The sequence below is a fragment of the Microbacterium oxydans genome (assembly GCF_900095745.1).
Taxonomy (GTDB): domain Bacteria; phylum Actinomycetota; class Actinomycetes; order Actinomycetales; family Microbacteriaceae; genus Microbacterium; species Microbacterium oxydans_B.
Window position 1 is genome coordinate 91982 of record NZ_FMIR01000015.1, and the last position, 16498, is coordinate 108479.

The 16498-nt window shown below is 67.8% G+C and carries 19 protein-coding genes; 5 read left to right on the forward strand and 14 right to left on the reverse strand.

The window, feature by feature from the left end; all coding sequences use genetic code 11:
• Positions 1-9 precede the first annotated feature (9 nt).
• Both BQ2383_RS08510 and BQ2383_RS08515 read right to left on the reverse strand, forming a co-directional pair.
• Positions 10-300 (reverse strand): hypothetical protein, encoded by a 291-nt coding sequence (locus tag BQ2383_RS08510; RefSeq protein WP_091032510.1) that lies wholly within the window; start codon positions 298-300, stop codon positions 10-12.
• 7 nt (positions 301-307) lie between these two features.
• Positions 308-1627, reverse strand: coding sequence for an MFS transporter (locus BQ2383_RS08515; protein ID WP_091032513.1), 1320 nt, complete (start codon positions 1625-1627; stop codon positions 308-310).
• A 94-nt stretch (positions 1628-1721) separates the two neighbouring features.
• Here BQ2383_RS08515 and BQ2383_RS08520 point away from each other — a divergent pair, with 94 nt between their 5' ends.
• Positions 1722-2135: a hypothetical protein gene (locus BQ2383_RS08520; RefSeq protein ID WP_091032515.1), complete on the forward strand. Its 414-nt coding sequence runs from the start codon at positions 1722-1724 to the stop codon at positions 2133-2135.
• Positions 2136-2148: 13 nt separating this feature from the next.
• Here the strand turns inward: BQ2383_RS08520 and BQ2383_RS08525 are convergent, their stop codons facing one another.
• The 10 genes from BQ2383_RS08525 to BQ2383_RS08570 form a co-directional block, all read right to left on the reverse strand.
• Entirely contained in the window at positions 2149-3135 is a 987-nt protein-coding gene (locus BQ2383_RS08525) for a nucleoside hydrolase (protein ID WP_091032518.1), read from the reverse strand.
• A gap of 21 nt (positions 3136-3156) precedes the next feature.
• Positions 3157-3834: a substrate-binding domain-containing protein gene (locus BQ2383_RS08530; protein ID WP_091032521.1), complete on the reverse strand. Its 678-nt coding sequence runs from the start codon at positions 3832-3834 to the stop codon at positions 3157-3159.
• A complete protein-coding gene (locus BQ2383_RS08535) occupies positions 3831-4469 on the reverse strand; it encodes a class II aldolase/adducin family protein (RefSeq protein ID WP_091032524.1) in 639 nt (212 codons plus the stop codon). The genes BQ2383_RS08530 and BQ2383_RS08535 overlap by 4 nt, the downstream gene beginning before the upstream one ends.
• Positions 4466-5692 carry a 3-oxo-tetronate kinase gene (gene otnK, locus BQ2383_RS08540; protein WP_091032526.1) on the reverse strand — a complete coding sequence of 409 codons (1227 nt, stop codon included), beginning with the start codon at positions 5690-5692 and terminating at the stop codon, positions 4466-4468. The genes BQ2383_RS08535 and otnK overlap by 4 nt, the downstream gene beginning before the upstream one ends.
• Complete coding sequence (locus BQ2383_RS08545) at positions 5689-6357, reverse strand: hypothetical protein (protein WP_091032529.1); 669 nt, start codon at positions 6355-6357, stop codon at positions 5689-5691. Before BQ2383_RS08545 ends, otnK begins: the two co-directional genes overlap by 4 nt.
• Complete coding sequence (locus tag BQ2383_RS08550) at positions 6354-7160, reverse strand: hydroxypyruvate isomerase family protein (RefSeq protein WP_091032532.1); 807 nt, start codon at positions 7158-7160, stop codon at positions 6354-6356. Before BQ2383_RS08550 ends, BQ2383_RS08545 begins: the two co-directional genes overlap by 4 nt.
• Positions 7157-8146 (reverse strand): phosphoglycerate dehydrogenase, encoded by a 990-nt coding sequence (locus BQ2383_RS08555; protein WP_091032533.1) that lies wholly within the window; start codon positions 8144-8146, stop codon positions 7157-7159. Before BQ2383_RS08555 ends, BQ2383_RS08550 begins: the two co-directional genes overlap by 4 nt.
• A complete protein-coding gene (locus BQ2383_RS08560) occupies positions 8143-8928 on the reverse strand; it encodes an NAD-dependent epimerase/dehydratase family protein (RefSeq protein WP_091033260.1) in 786 nt (261 codons plus the stop codon). Before BQ2383_RS08560 ends, BQ2383_RS08555 begins: the two co-directional genes overlap by 4 nt.
• Before the next feature lie 27 nt (positions 8929-8955).
• Entirely contained in the window at positions 8956-9729 is a 774-nt protein-coding gene (locus BQ2383_RS08565; RefSeq protein ID WP_091032536.1) for an MBL fold metallo-hydrolase, read from the reverse strand.
• Between the two features lie 66 nt (positions 9730-9795).
• A complete protein-coding gene (locus BQ2383_RS08570; protein ID WP_244175950.1) occupies positions 9796-10458 on the reverse strand; it encodes a GntR family transcriptional regulator in 663 nt (220 codons plus the stop codon).
• 204 nt (positions 10459-10662) lie between these two features.
• Here BQ2383_RS08570 and BQ2383_RS08575 point away from each other — a divergent pair, with 204 nt between their 5' ends.
• From BQ2383_RS08575 to BQ2383_RS08585, 4 genes are all read left to right on the forward strand, one after another.
• Entirely contained in the window at positions 10663-11502 is an 840-nt protein-coding gene (locus BQ2383_RS08575; RefSeq protein WP_091032539.1) for a DUF4097 family beta strand repeat-containing protein, read from the forward strand.
• On the forward strand, positions 11499-12125 hold the full coding sequence (locus BQ2383_RS08580) for a PadR family transcriptional regulator (RefSeq protein WP_091032541.1): 627 nt from the start codon (positions 11499-11501) through the stop codon (positions 12123-12125). The genes BQ2383_RS08575 and BQ2383_RS08580 overlap by 4 nt, the downstream gene beginning before the upstream one ends.
• A gap of 268 nt (positions 12126-12393) precedes the next feature.
• Positions 12394-12549, forward strand: coding sequence for a hypothetical protein (locus tag BQ2383_RS19340; protein ID WP_167381573.1), 156 nt, complete (start codon positions 12394-12396; stop codon positions 12547-12549).
• Positions 12550-12769: 220 nt separating this feature from the next.
• The gene (locus BQ2383_RS08585; RefSeq protein WP_091032544.1) at positions 12770-13867 is read left to right on the forward strand and encodes a DUF4062 domain-containing protein; all 1098 of its coding nucleotides are present in this window, start codon (positions 12770-12772) and stop codon (positions 13865-13867) included.
• Between the two features lie 285 nt (positions 13868-14152).
• Here BQ2383_RS08585 and BQ2383_RS19200 read toward each other — a convergent pair whose 3' ends face one another.
• Positions 14153-15022, reverse strand: coding sequence for a hypothetical protein (locus tag BQ2383_RS19200; RefSeq protein WP_140403322.1), 870 nt, complete (start codon positions 15020-15022; stop codon positions 14153-14155).
• A 125-nt stretch (positions 15023-15147) separates the two neighbouring features.
• Positions 15148-15687 (reverse strand): YegP family protein, encoded by a 540-nt coding sequence (locus tag BQ2383_RS19450; protein ID WP_208617641.1) that lies wholly within the window; start codon positions 15685-15687, stop codon positions 15148-15150.
• Positions 15688-16498: the final 811 nt, after the last annotated feature.

The following is a 16498-nucleotide window of genomic DNA, read 5'->3' on the forward strand; positions in this document are numbered from 1 at the left end:
TGTCATGTCCTAGCGGCTCACAGGCCGTTCGGACGCTTCACTGAGCCCGTCCGCGACCACCGGCTCCACCCGTGCAGCACGGGCGGAACGCATGTAGACGAACAGGTACCAGCAGTTGATCGCGATCAGGGTGATGTTGAGCGCGACCATGGGCGCGCTGCCGAGCATCAGGTTGTAGGCCATGAGCATCGCCGATGCTCCGAGGTTCAGCCACCGGAGGCGAGAGATCGTCGGCTGGAGGATCGAGATGATCAGGAGAGCACTGCCGGCCCAGCCGACGATCTCACGCCAGATATCCATCAGACGGTCACTTGCCCACGAAGAGGCCGTTGCGGTTCTTGGCGAGGACGTAGAGCACGACGCTGATCGCACACAGAGTGGCGATGTAGATCGGGAAGATCCACATCATCCCCTGGCTCTGCAGCCACAGCAGCAGGTACGACGCGGTGCCGCCGAAGATGGCCACGCCGAGGCCGTATCCGAGTCCGAGACCGGTGCCGCGGATGTGCTGCGGCAGGAGCGAGTTGGACACGACGACGAAGATCGTCATGTTGAGCAGCAGCACGATGGCGCCACCGAACATCACGCCGGCGAGCGTGCCGACCCCGGGCTGCGAGTACAGCAGCGCCAGGAAGATGGTCGGGATCGCCAGCAGACGGGCGACGACGAACCACCGGGACATCGGGAAGCGGTCGAGGATGCGGCTCAGGCCGTAGGCGCCGAGGGTCAGGAAGATGCCCATGCCGGTGGTGATGGCGAACACCGCGGTGGGGTCTTCTCCGAACGTGCCGTTGGCGAGGTTCGGCAGACCGGCGATCCAGGTGTAGTTGTACGCCTGGATGGCGCCGACGATGAACACCGTGGCGAGCACGCTCAGCCAGTACTTGCGCACATCGCGCCACACGGAGTTGTTCTTCGTGGGGATCGCGCCGACCGTGCGGATGGCCGCGGTGTCGAGCGTCTCCGGGAGCGTGCGGCGCAGCCACAGGACGATGAGACCGAACGCTCCGCCCACGAGGAACGGGATGCGCCAGCCGTAGGCCGCCAGAGCTTCCGGTCCCAGCAGCAGGCTGATGAAGAAGATCGACAGCGGTGCGAGCAGGTTGCCCAGGTTGTTGAAGAAGGCGAAGAAACCGGCGACATAACCGGGACGGTTGGGCACCAGTTCGAGGGCGTATGCCGTTCCGAGCGGTGCCTCGACACCGGCGGAGAGGCCCTGGAGGAGGCGCGCGGCGACGACGATGATCGGCGCGAGAACGCCGATGGTCTGGTAGTCGGGGAGGATGCCGATGATGAAGCTGCCCAGTGCGACGGCTCCGACGGCGAAGATCATGATCTTCCGGCGCCCGTAGCGATCGGCGACGAAGCCGAAGACGACGCCACCGAGGGGGCGGGCGACGAAGCCGACGGCGAAGACGGCGAGCGCGTTCAGGGTCGAGGCGAGCGGGCTGTCGGAGGGGAAGAACGCCGCACCGAGGTAGACCGACAGGAGCCCGAAGATCGCCCAGTCGTACCACTCGAGCGCATGGCCCCAGCTGAGCGCCCGGAGGTTGCGGCGCTCTGTCTTGCTGGCCTTGCTCGTCAGCTGCTGCGGCGCCGTGGCTGCCACTACTTCTTCAGTGCTCATGGAGCTCCTTTGCTCTGCCCTCGGGAGGGAGGGGATCGTCCCGTTGACGACTATAGTATAGCAAGAATCGCCTTCGCGACAGAAAGAGTGCAACGTGACTTCACCGCTGAACGACACCGACCGCCGCCTCGTCGAGGCCGCCTCCGCACTGCTCATCCGCACGCACGACGCCGACCTGCACCGCGTCGCGGCTGCCGCCCGCGGAGCGTCAGGACAGATCTATCTCGGCCTCAGCCTGCGCTCCCCGCGAGTGAGCGTCTGCGCCGAGAGCACGGCCCTCGCGAACGCCAGGATCGGCGGCGAGCAGGACATCGAGGCCATGGTCGCGGTGGGGCTGCGGGAAGACGGAACCACGGTCATCCTCAACCCCTGCGGCGTGTGCCGTGAGCTCGTGCCCGCCGTCGCCCCGGGCATCCGCACACTCGCCGACGACGGCGGCCACCCGGTGTGGGTGACCGCCGCCGATCTGCTGCCGATGCCGTGGGTGCGCGCGCGCTCCTACGACTGAATCGCCGCGGGACTCAGCGCCAGGGAAGCGGGCGCCGCAGCACCTCGCCGATCCGCTCGAGCACGCCGTCGAAGTCCATGTCGAAGACGACCCGATGGATCGGCCGCGTCTCGTCCTTCACCGGGTGCACCCCGGCGAGGTAGCGGTCGCCGGTCTCCTGGTCGAGGAATGTCTCGAGCGGACGCATGACCGCACCGGTCACGAGCTCGGGGAAGAGCAGGCTCGCGACCGCCATGCTGTCGTTGATGCCCATGACCCGGCGTCCTTCCGGCTGCGGGTACGAGCGCGAGTAGAAGCCGGCATAGTCGCGGCTGATCGCCGTGATCAGCTGCGCGGGGGCGAAGCCGGTCGAGGAGGCGATGTCGAGGAAGAAGTCCTCGGGCACCAGGGCCTGACGGGTGACGTACGGCCCGCACCAGGTGACGTCGCCCGCGTGGGCTGCCACGCTGCGCGCCGCGTCGATGTCGAACGACACGTTGGGGTCGCGCGAGACCCGGAACCGGCGATCCTCCCACGGCGCGGTGTCGTGATAGAGCGCCGGCCCGAGCGTCCCCACGATGGTGGTCGAGCGGAGTCGCTGCAGCAGGTCGGGCCGCCTCTCGAGAGCGGCGGCGAGGTTGGTCTGCGGGCCGAGCGCGAGGTAGTCGATCTCGCCGTCATGACGATCGACCAGGTCGAGCACGACGTCGACGCCGACCGGCTCGGGATCCACGGACTGCGCCGGACGAAGCCCAGTGTTGCCGAAGCCGTCCTCGCCGTGGATGCCGGGGTTCATCCGCAGCTCCTGGATGAGCGGCACGTCCGCGCCGCGGTATACGGGCACATCCGTGCGTCCGCAGGTGTCCAGCACGTAGCGGGCGTTGTCGGCCGCGCGCTCGCCGGTGGTGTTCCCGAAGACGCTGACGACGGCCAGGATCTCGACCTCGGGATCGGCGGCCAGCAGCATCAGCGCCAGCGCGTCATCCACGCCGGTGTCGGTGTCGACGATGACTTTTCTCATGAATGCTCTCCAGGTAGGGGGTCAGGGACGCGACAGCCCGAACGCGGCGAACGCGTCCTGCGTCGACTTCTCGGTCAGGAGGGTGACGAATCGCGCGGCGTCATCCCCGGCTCCGGGGCGCGCGCCGATCGCGAACCGTCCATAGGACTGCAGTTCGTGCGGGATCGGTTCGACGATCTGCGGGCCGACGACGGAACGCAGCTCGCTGACCTGCTGGACCGCGACATCCGCCCGGCCGTCGAGCAGCGCTTCCACGGTGAGACCCGACTCGCAGCGAACGGCACGCTCATCGATGCGCTCGAGAAGACCGCGCTCCCGAAGCACCTTCATGAAGTGCACTCCGCTCGCCCCGCTCAGCGTGTACGCGACCGCACGGGCCGCGAGCAGATAGTCGAGGAAGGCCGCCGCCGAGTCATCGGCCGGCACGGGCGCACCCTCGAGCCGCGCGAAGCCCACGGACGAGACCGCGATCTCGGCGACCTGGGCCGGGTCCACCAGCCCCTGTTCGGCGAGGTCGGTCACCGACGACGAGACCCCGAGCACGAGGTCGGGGCGCTCCCCCGCGGCGATCCGCTCGAGGAGCACGGTCGTGGGCTCGAACGTCGCGTCGACGCGGACACCCGTGGCGCTCTCGAACGCCGGGATGATCTGCTCGACGAGGGGCTTCTTGACGACGAGGCCGCTGTACAGGGTGATCATGAGGGAGACCTTTCGGAGGGCGCCGCGAACGCGTGCAGCTGCGCAGGGGTGAGCGGGGCTGTGGCCAGGCCGCGGGTGACGAAGAACAGCTGCGCGGTGTGCTCGAGCTCTTCCAGGGCGTCGACCGCCGAATCCAGGTCGGCGCCGGCGACGACGGGTCCGTGGTTGCGCAGCAGCAGAGCGTGGGTGACACGCGCCGCCTCTTCCACGGCGCTGGTCGCGGCAGGATCGCCCGGAGCGAAGTAGGGAAGCATCCGCAGCGCTCCCACTCGCATGCCGTAGTAGACGGTGAGGGGAGGGATCGGAGCATCCGCGTCGACGTCGGCCAGGCACGACACGGCGGCCGCGTAAACCGAATGGGTGTGCACGACCGCGTTCAGGTCCGGACGCACCCGCAGCATCGCGACGTGCAGGAACGCCTCCTTCGTCGGCTTCGGACCCTCGAGGTGCGTGCCGTCGAGAGCGACCACCGACAGCTGGTCCGCCTCGATGTCGGCGAGGCTGACACCCGTCGGGGTGAGCAGAACGTGATCGCCGTCCCGCACCGCGAGGTTCCCGGTGCGGCCGTGGGTGAGGCCCCGGCGATGGATGGAGTGCGCGACGCGTTCGATCGCGCGACGGGCGGCGGCGCTCATGCGGCGACCCCCTGCAGAGCGACATCCACGAACAGCTCCTCATCGCCGAAGTTCCCCGACTTGAGGATCAGGTGCACGTCACGCCGCTCGTCGTGGATCCACGGCGCACCCGGCGCGACCTCCTCCCCCACGACCGCGACGGTGGTGCCGAGCGCGCGGATGACCTCGCCCGAGGTCTCGCCACCGGCGATGAGCAGGCGCTTCACCCCGCGATCCGACAACTGGGCGGCGATGAGACCCGCCGTCCGCTCGTACAGCTCGCCGGCATCCGGCACGTCGTCGCGACGCTCCGAGGCGGGACTGGAGGAGTAGAGGAGAGCGGCGGCATCGTCGGGCTGGCGGTCCCACCACTCCACGGCGCGTGCGGCGAGCTGCTCGGCGGTGTCGCCGGGTTCGGCCGCGATGCGGAAGGCGGGGCTTCCAGAGGAGACGAAGCGGTCGATCTGCTCGAGGGTGCGCCGCGAGCAGCTGCCCGCGATGATCGCGGTGCGCCCCGGAGGCGGCACGGGCGCTGCGGTGCCGCTCGCCGTCTCGCGCAGCGCGATCGCTCCGACGAGTCCGGCGGATCCGGCGACGAGCACGTCGCCGTCGACGGCCTCCGCGAGGGCGGCGAGGTCGGCATCGGTGACGGCATCCGCCACGACCTGGAGGGCGCCCTCTGCGCGGGCGCGGACCAGGGCCTCGCGCACCGCCTCGGCGCCCTGCTGCACGACTTCGAGGGGAAGCGCCGCGACCGGTTCCGCGCTCTGCGCCGCGAGCAGCCGCGGCACCGACGAGTCGCGCATGGGCGTCACCGGGTGGTCGCGCATGTGGGTCTCCGCGAGCAGGGTGTCGCCGACGAAGAGGTGCCCGCGGTACACGGTGCGCCCGTGCAGCGGTGCGGCAGGAGTCGTCACGACCCGGTCGACACCGAGCTCGCGGGCGACCGCCTCGGTGACCGGTCCGATGTTCCCCTCGGCGGTGGAGTCGAAGGTCGAGCAGTACTTGACGTAGATGCGGTCGGCTCCGCGCTGTCGCAGCACCGCGAGCGCGGCGAGGCTCTGTGCGACGGCCTCTGCGGCGGGAAGGGAGCGCGTCTTCAGGCCGATGACGATGGCGTCGGCCGAGACCGCGGCGTCGTCGATGTCGGTGCCGAGCGCGAGGAGGGTGCGCAGACCCCCGCGCCGCAGCGCCGCGGCGACATCCGTGGCCCCGGTCACGTCGTCGGCGATGACGCCGATCATCGGGGCCCCTCCTGCAGCGCCGCGGTCAGCCGGCGTGCAGCAGCGGCGGGCCCGTCGAGGACGGTCACGCCGAAGCGGTCCGCGAGAGACGCAGCGGCGGCAGCGAGCGAATACTGCGCGAGCACGATCAGGTCGTAGGACTCGTCGACACCGTCGATCGCGGTGGCGAGGGCATCGACCAGGTCCGGCGCAGCCATCGGCACAGCCGCGGCCGGGACCACGAGCGGGCGCACCTGCGCCGACGATCCGCTCTGGACGAAGGCGTCCGTCAGCCGCGCCGTGCTGTCGCTCGCGGACGACTCGAGCGACGCGACCAGCAGCACCCGCGCGGGGGCGGCAGCGACGGCCTCGGCGAACAGCGGACCGTCTGCCGACAGCACGGTGACGCCATCGGCCTCGCGATCACGCCGGTCGGCGCGGATCCCGAACTGCGAGCAGGTGAGCAGCACGCCATCCGCTCCGCCCGCCAGAGCGAGCTCGATGAGGCTGTCCATGCGCGCGGCCAGCGGTGCGGTGATGCCCCCCTCGACGTGCGCGTCGGCGAGCAGACGATCGTCGAGCAGGTTCCACACGGTCGCCGTGGGAAGGGCAGCGGCGATGGCCGTCGCGGAGGGGGCGATCGCCAACGGGGTGGCGCTGATGAGCGCGATCTTCGGGTCGGTCATCGGATGATCCTCTCGATCCAGGAGAGTCCGTCACGGGTGCCCGCGACGGGGGCGTACTCGCAGCCGATCCACCCGGGATAGCCGCTCTGGGCGATCCGGGCGAGCACGCGCTCGTAGGCGATCTCGCCCGTGCCGGGTTCGCCGCGACCGGGGTTGTCGGCGATCTGCACGTGCGCGACCACAGGCAGCAGCTGCTCGAACCGTTCGATGAGGTTCCCGCGGTCGACCTGCGCGTGGTAGACGTCGAACAGGACGCCGACGACCTCCGGGTCGACCTCCTGCGCGACCGCCGCCGCGGTCTCCATCGAGGCCAGGCCGTAGCCGGGCTGATCGCGCTTGTTGATCGCCTCCAGCGCCAGGCGCACACCCGTCCCGCGCGCCTGTTCGGCGGCCCAGGAGATGTTCGACACGTATGTCGCGAACGCCGCGTCCGCGTCGGCATCCGCCGGCTTGATGCCGGCCATCGCATGCACGACGCCGGCGCCCAGGACGTCCGAGTACTCCAGCGCGCGCAGCACGCCGTCGCGGAACTCCTGCTCCGCTCCGGGCACGTACGCCGCGCCCGAGGCGGTGGGCGAGCCCGCTGCACCGGCGGGGGTGTTGATGAGGATCTGCGTCAGGCCCGCATCGTCCAGCAGACGCCGCACCTCGGCCGGCGCGAGGTCGTACGGCGACGCGAACTCCACCGCCGTGAACCCGGCATCGGCCGCCGCGTCGAACCGCTCGGCGAACGGCACCTCGGTGAACATCCACTTCAGGTTGGCCGCGAGGCGCACCGGCCCCGACGACGTCTCGATGATCATGCGGACACCGCGTCGTAGTCGGGATTGACCACGAACTCCGGGGCCGCGCCGCTGAGGGCGGCGATCACGTTGCGGGCCGCCATCCGGCCCGATTCGCCGCGTGCCTCCCGGGTCGCACCGGCGACGTGCGTGGTGGCGAGGATCCCGGGGGTGTGCAGGAGCGGGCTCGACGCGCTCAGAGGTTCGTCCGCGAAGACGTCGAGCGCGGCGGCGCCGAGGCGCCCCTCTCGCACCGCGTCCACCAGCGCGTCCTCGTCGACTATTCCCCCGCGGGCGGTGTTGATGAGCACCGCATCGCTCTTCATCATCGCCAACCGGGAGGCGTCGATGAGGTTCCGCGTGGATTCGTCGAGGAAGAGGTGCAGGGTCACGAAGTCGGCCTCGCGCAGCAGGTCGTCCAGATCGAGACGACGGATGCCGTGGGCCGCGGCGAAGTCCTCATCGAAGTACGGGTCGTACGCGACGATGTGCATTCCGAAGCCCGCGGCGATCGTCGCCACCGCCTTGCCGATCGAGCCCAGGCCGAGGATCCCGAGGGTCGACCCCTGCAGCTCTCGTCCGGTGAGTTGCTGCCACGTGCCCGCGGCCAGGTTGCTCACGTTCTCGGGGATGCGGCGGGCGCAGGCCAGCGCCAGCGCGAAGACGTGCTCGGCGACGGCCTGTCGGTTGGCGCCGGGGGTGACGCACACGGGCACCTGGCGCGCGGTCGCGGCTTTCACATCGACGCTGTCGTACCCGACGCCGGTGCGTACGACGATCTGCAGTGCGGGGGCGAGCGCGAACTCCTCCTCACCCAGCGGCCGCGTGCCGGCGATGATGGCGCGGGCTCCGGCAAGTGCGCCGGCCCGGTCGTCGGCGTCCAGCAGGGCTAGCTCGGGCTCGTGCCGCGTCGTGAGGCCGGCCTCGCGCAGCATCCGATCGACCTCGTCGCCGGGCTCGAGGAATGCGGTGGTGATCAGCACGTCGTGGGAATCGGTCTTCGTCACCAGATCCCTCCTTCGTAGTCGGGGGCGGCGAATGCGCCGCCGTGCAAGGTGGGTGCGGGGGCGCTGAAGTCCACCGCGTCGGTGTGGTCGGCCGCGTCGTCGCGGGGCACGTAGCCGATGGCCGCCCAGCCCGCGTCGCCGTTCCACCAGCGTTCGGTGTTCGCCGAGCAGCCGTAGACGACCTGGCAGCCCACGGGAGCGCTCTCGATCGCGCAACGGAACAGTTCGATGCCGTCGCGCCAGCTGAGCCAGAGGCCGAGCTGACGTCTGTCTTCGGGCGCCGGACGGAAGGTGCCGATGCGCACGAGCACCGACTCGACGCCCCACTTGTCGTGGTACAGGCTGGCGATCGCTTCGCCGAATGCCTTCGACACCCCGTAGAAGGTGTCGGGGCGCAGCGGCGCACTCTCGTCCAAGACCTCGCTGGCGGGGTGGAAGCCGACGACGTGGTTGGAGCTGGCGTAGACGACGCGGCGCACACCGGCCCGTCGCGCGGCTTCGTAGACGTGGTAGGTCCCGTCGATGTTGACCGTGCGGATGCTGTCGTACGAGGCCTCGTCGGCGATGCCGCCGAGGTGCACGATGACGTCCACACCTTCGGCAGCCGCGGTGAGGGCGTCGAGGTCGCCGAGGTCGCCGATCACGACCTGCTCCCCGGGGAACAGAGGCTCGTCGGCGTCGGAGCGCGCGAACAGCACGACGCGGTCGTAGCGGGAGGCGAGTCCTTCGCGGATCACCCGACCCATCCGTCCGGTCCCGCCGGTGTACAGCACTGTCGTCATCGTCATCCTCTCCGGCAGCATCGGCGCTCAGCCGATGCTGCGGTCCTCTTCACCCGTCGACGCGTCGGCGAAGAACCCGATCTCCGCCCGCTGCGGATGCCGGCGCAGCGCGGTGCGTCCGTCCCAGTGCAGCTCCACATCGTGTCCGGGCACGAGCGTCGCCCCGGTATCGGTCAGCAGCGAGCGCATCGCGGCGATCGTCACGGCACTGGCCTCGGCGTCCAGCGTGGAATCGACCCGCCCCGAGGCGAGCTCATACACGTTCTTCACGGCGTCGCCCGCGAACACACGCTTCTCCTCCGCACGGTCGAGGTAGAAGGCGAGGTGGTGCGGGGTGTGACCCGCGCTGTCGATGGCGTGGATGCCGGGAAGCACCTCTTGCCCTGCGGTCATGCGCTCGACACGGTCGGTGCGACGGAGGAGCTCCTGCACGTGCAGGTCGGGGATGAACGGCGTGCCGGCGGGCTGATCCGCCGCCCAGCGCAGCTCCTTCTCGCTGACCCACGTGGTCGCGTGGGCGAACATCGGGAAGTTCGAGACGTGATCCCAGTGCATATGGGTCAGCAGCACGTCGGTCACGTCATCCGTCGTCAGCCCCAGGCGTGCGAGGCCGGTGTGGATGAGGGGGATGTACGCGGGCTGGCCTGCGTCGATGAGCACGCGGTGCACGCCGTCGTCGAGCAGCCACAGACTGCTCCAGCCGAAGGCCCCGTGCGAGCTCGACTTTCCGGGGAAGCCCTCGACGAGTGGACGCGCGACGTATCCCGACGATCCCGCTGATCCGGTCGTCGGCGTCGACATGGGTCCCTCATTCTGCGCCATCACAAAAAATAGTATAGCGCAGAAACGGGGGAACCGACAGGCCGATCAGCCCTCGAGAAGCCTCTCGGTCGCACCGATGATGTGGTGGCGCATCGCCTCGGCCGCGCCGTCCGCGTCGCCGGCCTTGATCGCCTCGTAGACCGCATCGTGTTCCGGCGCCGCGCTGACGGCCCCCGTGCGTCCGAACTTCGAGAACAGCCGGAACCGCTGGATCTGCCCACCGAGCGCGGCGTACGACAACTCCAGGAAGGCGTTGCCGGACTGCGCCGCGATCATCATGTGGAATCGTGCGTCACTGCGCCAGTAGAGGTCGAAGCCCTCGGTCTCGGTGTCGGCGACATCTGCCGAGCGGCGGAAATCCTCGACAGCCTCACGCAGCCCCTCCAGGAACTCGGGCGTCGCGCGTAGCGCGGCCTCGTACGCGAGACGGGGCTCCAGCAGCACGCGGGCCTCCCCCAGCTGCTCCACCTCTTCGCGCGTCATGACCGGGGCCACCTGGTAGCCCCGCAACGCCTCGCGCTGGACGAGTCCGGTGTGCTCCAGGCGCGCGAGCGCCTCACGCAGGGGGGTCTGACTGACGTCCAGTTCGCGCGACAGGGCTCCGATGTTCAGGCTCTGCCCTGCCGCCCGCTCTCCCGACATGAACTGATGCAGCAGCACCTCGTACATTCGGTCGGCGATGGGCTGCTTCGTCGATCGCCCGGCCACGTCTTCTCCCCTCGAAGTCCTTCCGTCGAAGACTACCGGTCGACCACCACGGGGCCTGGACGGACGCGCGGCCCCTGCGGCGACCGCCCCCTCTCAATGAGGGTTACATCCGAACTTCGCACGGAGGGTTGACAACATCGAGATATATCGTGTTACTCTGACCACACACGATATATCGTGACCCTACACACAGGAGAAGCACACATGACCGAGAAGTGGCTCATCGCCCCCGGCGAGGAACGCGTCATCGACATCGAGTCCGTCACCCGCCTCAAGGTGGGCCTCGTCGGCGGACAGGTGGACATCATCGCCCACGACGAACCGGGCATCCGCATCGAGGTGCACGGCGTCACCAACAAAGACCTCCGCATCGAGTCCCACGACGGCGAGGTCGAGATCGACCACCCGCAGCTGGGCTGGGACAACTTCCTCGAGGTCTTCCGCAACTTCGGCTCCGGCGGCCCCCGCGCCGAGGTGAGCGTCGCGGTCCCCCGCGCGATCGCCCTGAACCTCGGCGTCGTCAGCGCGGGCGCTCTCGTCTCGGGCCTCCGCAACGACGCTCGCCTCAACACCGTCTCCGGCGACATCATCGTCGACACCCTGATCGGCGACCTCACCGTCAACTCGGTCTCGGGCGACGTGCAGGTGCGCGGCCTCACCGGCTCGATCAGCGCGAACAGCGTCTCGGGCGACGTGGCCGTCACCGGCGCCATCCGCAAGGCGACCGTCGACATCGTCTCGGGCTCGACACTCGTGGATGCCGCGGGAGATGTGAACACCATCAACATCAACTCCGTCTCCGGCGGCACCACCGTGCGCCTCGACGAGTCGCTGGCCGCGAACTACGTCGTCCGCACACTGAGCGGTCGACTGCTGATCGACGGCGTCGAGCGCAGCTCGACCGGTCCCAGCAACTACAACGGCACGAAGGGCGAGCTCTCGGGACGATTCGTCGACCTGCGCGCGAACTCCGTCTCGGGCGGCGTCACCGTCCTCCGCCGCACGCCGGCCTCGATCACGGAAGACGAGGAGTGGGAAGCATGAGCCCCGCCGTCTTCTCCCACGGCGACCTGCGCCTGTACCTGCTGTCGCTCCTCGCCGAGGCCCCGCAGCACGGCTACGGCATCATCCAGTCGCTGACCGACCGTACCGGCGGCACCTACACGCCGAGCGCCGGCACCATCTATCCCCGCCTCGCGAAGCTCGAGGAAGAGGGACTGGTCACGAAGACCGTCGACGGCCGCACCACGATCTATGCGATCACCGAGGCCGGTCGAGCCGAGCTCGCGTCGCGCGAGGGAGACCTCGCCGGCATCGAGGCAGGGCTCACCGATTCGGTGCGCCTGATCGCGAGCGAGGTGCGACAGAGCGTCCAGGACGCGATGAAGAGCCTCCGTGCCGATCTCGCCGCCGCCGAGAAGGGCGAGCGCACGGCGGCCAAGAACCGCCCCCGCACGGCGAGCGACGACTCGCGGCTCGTCAGCCGTGAGGAGATGCACCGAGCGGATGCCGTCATCAATGCCTTCCGGGCGCGGGTCCGCACCGACCTGCGCACGCACCTCGCGAAGGGCGGCACGCTGTCTCCGTCGGTCGTCACCGAGCTGGAGGATGCACTCGACAACGCGGCCCGCGGAGTCACCGTCTCGCTGAGCAGCTCCGAGTCCTGAACACACGCAGAGGGCCCCGTCGGCGAAACGCCGACGGGGCCCTCTGGCGCTGGCCGATCGACAACTCGCCTCGATGGGCGCAGGCCGCATACCCGGTGTGCCACCTGATGGCTGTGAGGAATCAGCTTGACCGTAACGGTCGCCCATCCGGGTACCGGTGCACCACAGAGGAGTGTGACCGGGAGGCGAACTTGAAGAACGACGGCGGCGTGTGGGCGTCGGTGTTCGTCGAGCCGGCACCGGCCGAGGTTCGACCGCATGACCCCCGGTGGCTGACCCCCGCGACGCCGCATGCCTCGTCGAGCGCACCACGGGCACGGTTCGCAACTGGGCGACGCGGAACCTTCTCGCCCCGCAGATGGGCGGGTACTGGCGGGACAACGTGCTCGCTGTTGCAGCGCAGAAGAGGGGAGAGGTCGCATGAAAACCTCGCGAACAGAGGCTGCCGAACGTATCCGTGCGGACGGCACGGGCGCTGGGTGGAGGTTGGTGAGATTACACCGATTGCTGGCTGGTTCCGTCGGCGGGCGTCCTAGCAGTTGAAAGACGCATGCGTTCGCGCAGCGGACGGCCTCGTAAGTCTGTAAGGGGAACGATACGAGGTAGTTGGCCCCGAGTTTCGGCTGGGCACTAGTCTGCACAACATGGCAACGGAAAAACGCGAGCAGGTCTTCGTCAGCTCAACCTATGTTGACTTGCTGGCTGAGCGGCAGGTGATCATTCAGACGCTTCTTCAGGCTGACTGCTTGCCTGCTGGCATGGAGCTCTTTCCGGCGTCTGACGACGAAAAATGGGATTTGATCAAACGAGTCATCGACGACAGCGACTACTACGTCGTCGTAATCGGCGGTCGCTACGGTTCGGTCGATGATGATGGCTTGAGCTTCACCGAGAAAGAATTCGACTACGCCGATTCGATCGCTAAACCAATTATGGCGTTTTTGCACGGCGAGCCTGGCGCGATTACGGCCGACAAGACCGAACTGGACCCAGACGCGCGCGCCAAACTCGACGCGTTCCGAACCAAGGCTAGCAAGCGTATGGCAAAGTTCTGGACTACTCCTGACGGACTAGCGGGCGCCGTGGCTCTCAGCCTGATTCAAACGCGGAAGACACACCCAGCTGAAGGATGGGTTCGTGCGTCGGCGGCGATGACGCCCGAGGTGGAACGAGAGATGGCTGAACTCCGGGCCACCGCGGCTGCCCTCGAGAAAGCACTCCAGGAGGAACGCGAAAGCCTCTCGCGGCGGGAGTTCGACGCGGACCTTGCTCAGGGGGATGACGAGTATCAGCTACCTATCATCGTGCGGTACTACACGCAGGAGGACGTCGACAGCGGGCGGAACCGGCCAGTGTTCGCCACCGGGCATTTTGCGTATTCCCCGGTCACTTGGGACGAGATTTTCGCTGATCTTGGTCCGTCTTTGCTGGATGAGGCGAGCGAAACTGCGATGAGGCGCGAACTAAGCATATTCGCCTACGCTGTGTCCATGCCCGACCCACCCGCGCCCGAAGATGCCGTCGAGATCGCAGACGTCGATGCAGCTGCAGGCGCGCTTGAAGATGTGAAGGTTCAGTTCTTTAGCTTGGGACTTATTGAGCAGAGTTCACGGCGGCACCCAGTTACGGACAAGAACAGCTACTGGACTCTGACCTCAGAGGGGCGCGCTCACCTCATGAGGCTGCGTGCTCTTCGCAAGCCTTCGCGAGTGGATGCGGGAGAAGATGGGCGACACGTGTAGGGATACCCCGGGGGGAAAAGGCCAGCAGGGCACGGGATTTCTTCGGTCGTCGGGAAGTGCCGCGACGAACGTGTCAATATGTCCATCCTGCGCGTCAAGCTGCGCCTGCACCTGAACTATGAACTATGAACCGAATCCGCGCCGATCTGGCGGGGCTTCCGTCGTTCAGCTGTGTCCATGACCTCGCACCGAGTCCCGCTGAGATCGGGTCAGCGCCTGGGCGAGCAGCCTAAGATGCCCCCGTGATGCACACCTCGTGCGGTGATGGGTGGCGGGGCGCAGTCTTCAGTTCGGCAGCTCCTCGCGTACTTGGATGGTGTGCTCGTGGAAGCCAGAAGCAGTTGCTTGCGACGGTGCGCAAGAATCTAGTGTGAAAACCAGCGTGGCACCAGGATGTCCGCAGTGCCCCGAAACCCAATACAGGGCCTGGCCCGGTTGTATCCAGGCCTGCGGGAGCTCTAGCACGAACTTGACGGTTAGATCCACTCCGCGATTCTCGGACGTCGGATTACGACCGTTGAGCGATTCGAGTCGCAGGAGCCTGATCGATTCTGTATCCCCTCCCGCACGGATGTTCCGGATGCCGTGCGCATAGCGATCGGGCTCTCGGAGACTCGGGTAAGGGCCTTCGATGGTCATTCGCTCTGGCTCGAGAACCTGCGGGGCCAACCGCGGCGCACCCCAATCCGCAGGCGGACCGATGATATCGCCGGGCGTCGAGGATGGGTCGGCTCGACGGACTAACTCGACCTCCGCGGTGAAGGAATTCTGCTGCGGCCGTTCTTCGGACTCGTTCGCCAAAGCGCCGACCGCGGCTACCCCGCCTGCGGCGATTGCACTTGCGGCGGAGTTGAGCGCGATTTCGGATAGCCATCGGCGGGCATTCGTTGCGTTCGCCGCTCGGAAGACGGCATCGTCGAGGTCGTCGAGATGCTGCTCCCACCAGTTCAGTACCTCGCGTTGTTGAGGTCGGGAGAGTTTTGACCCCATTCCTAACTCGGCTTCAAACCAACGCTTCATCTGGGCTACTCGCTCGGAGGCGACGGGGTCGTCCGCGGTCGCAGCTTCGATCGTCGTGATGGCCTCAATGCCCGAACTGAAGTCAGCACGTCGGCGTCGAAGCGACGCCAGTACCAAGCGGCTAGGCGACTGCATCTCTGAACTCTAGCCGTTGGGTAGGGGAGCGGCCGGATGAGCAGCAAGCGCGCAGCAGCAGCTGGGGCAAAGGCGACGCCGAACTCGGGTACGGCGAGCTGATGCCGGCAGGGCGGTAATAGGACTCAATCGTGGCCCGGTGCCACCGATCGCATTCCGTGAATAGCCCCTTGCCGGCTGGTGTATCCAACCGGGTTAACCGCGATGATCTCGCCATTACGCGCTTTCAACCGCCAGTGCCACTCGCCGTCCTTCCCCTGAAAGATCTCGAACTCGCCCTTCGGCCCGGGACGAACCTGAGCGAGCGAGTCAGCGGCGACTCGGTTCTTCATGCTCGCGAGAACCTCGCGCACCTTCTCTGGCTCGCTGTCGCTCTCGGGCAGCGACAGCAAGACGCTGGCGGTCGTCGCCCGGTCGGTGTCGCTCACCCATTTCTCAGTCGAGAGCGACTTCATCAGGAGTGCTCCGGTCTTGGCCTCGCCAGGGTCAGCGCTTCTAGCGAGCGACAGGGCCTGCTCGAACCGACTCCGCCACTCGCTCCTTGCGGACGTGGCCTTGGTGATATGTCGAGTGATGAAGAAACTCACGACTGCCCACGCGAGTCCAATGGACGTGACGATCGCAGCGACGACCGCAGCCGTGAGGGTCGCTTCGGCACCAGTCATTGGTCGCTCCTTGGTCGCACGGATCGACCTCAGCATCCCATACTCAGTCTTCCGGCTCGCCTTCGCCGTGGCGCACCTACCTCGCGTGCGGGCTGAGCGGGCTGGACGTATCGTCACTCGCTGTCGGAGGTGGGGGCTTTGGGTAGCAGCTCGATCCGCCACGGGAAGGGCCATCGCGCCTATCGTCGCCAGCAGGCAGCGCTGAAGCGCCGCACGCGAACGCAAGACCTCCCCGCGGTCACGGATCCCCTTCGGGGTGGGGCTGTGGGGGAGAGCATCGATACGACGCTGCCGGACACACACCGGATGTCGTTCACCGCTGACCTTGACCAGGCGATCGCGAAGGGTGGCCGCCTGGCCGGTCAGCTCTTGGTGCCGATGCAACGCTCTTGTAACAGCCGGAAGTCGAACCATGCCGCAACCGAGATCTGGAGTGCTTCATGAAGACTGACCCGAACTGCGCCGCGATGCAGCTCCGACCGTTCTCCGCAATCGGGGATGGTGAGCCGACCGAGGTCGCCATCATCGGTGTGGTCACTCAAGCTGACCTGTCTTCCGCATGACCAGCCCTGGTGACAGTCCGCAGGTGGCCCTTCGCCGCGTGCTCCGCAAGCTCGGTCGTGCGCTCGAACGATCACTCTGCTCACTTCACTCGGGTTCCGACTTCTCGCGGCGACTTCAAAGCCCGCAGACGCGACCCCGCGCCGTTCACGGCCCATCCGGGCCCGACTCCTGGATCGTAATAAATTCAGAGTCGACCCGGGGCTGCTAGCCTCCCGCGCGGTCCTGGCGGTTCTCTCCGCAGGTGAAA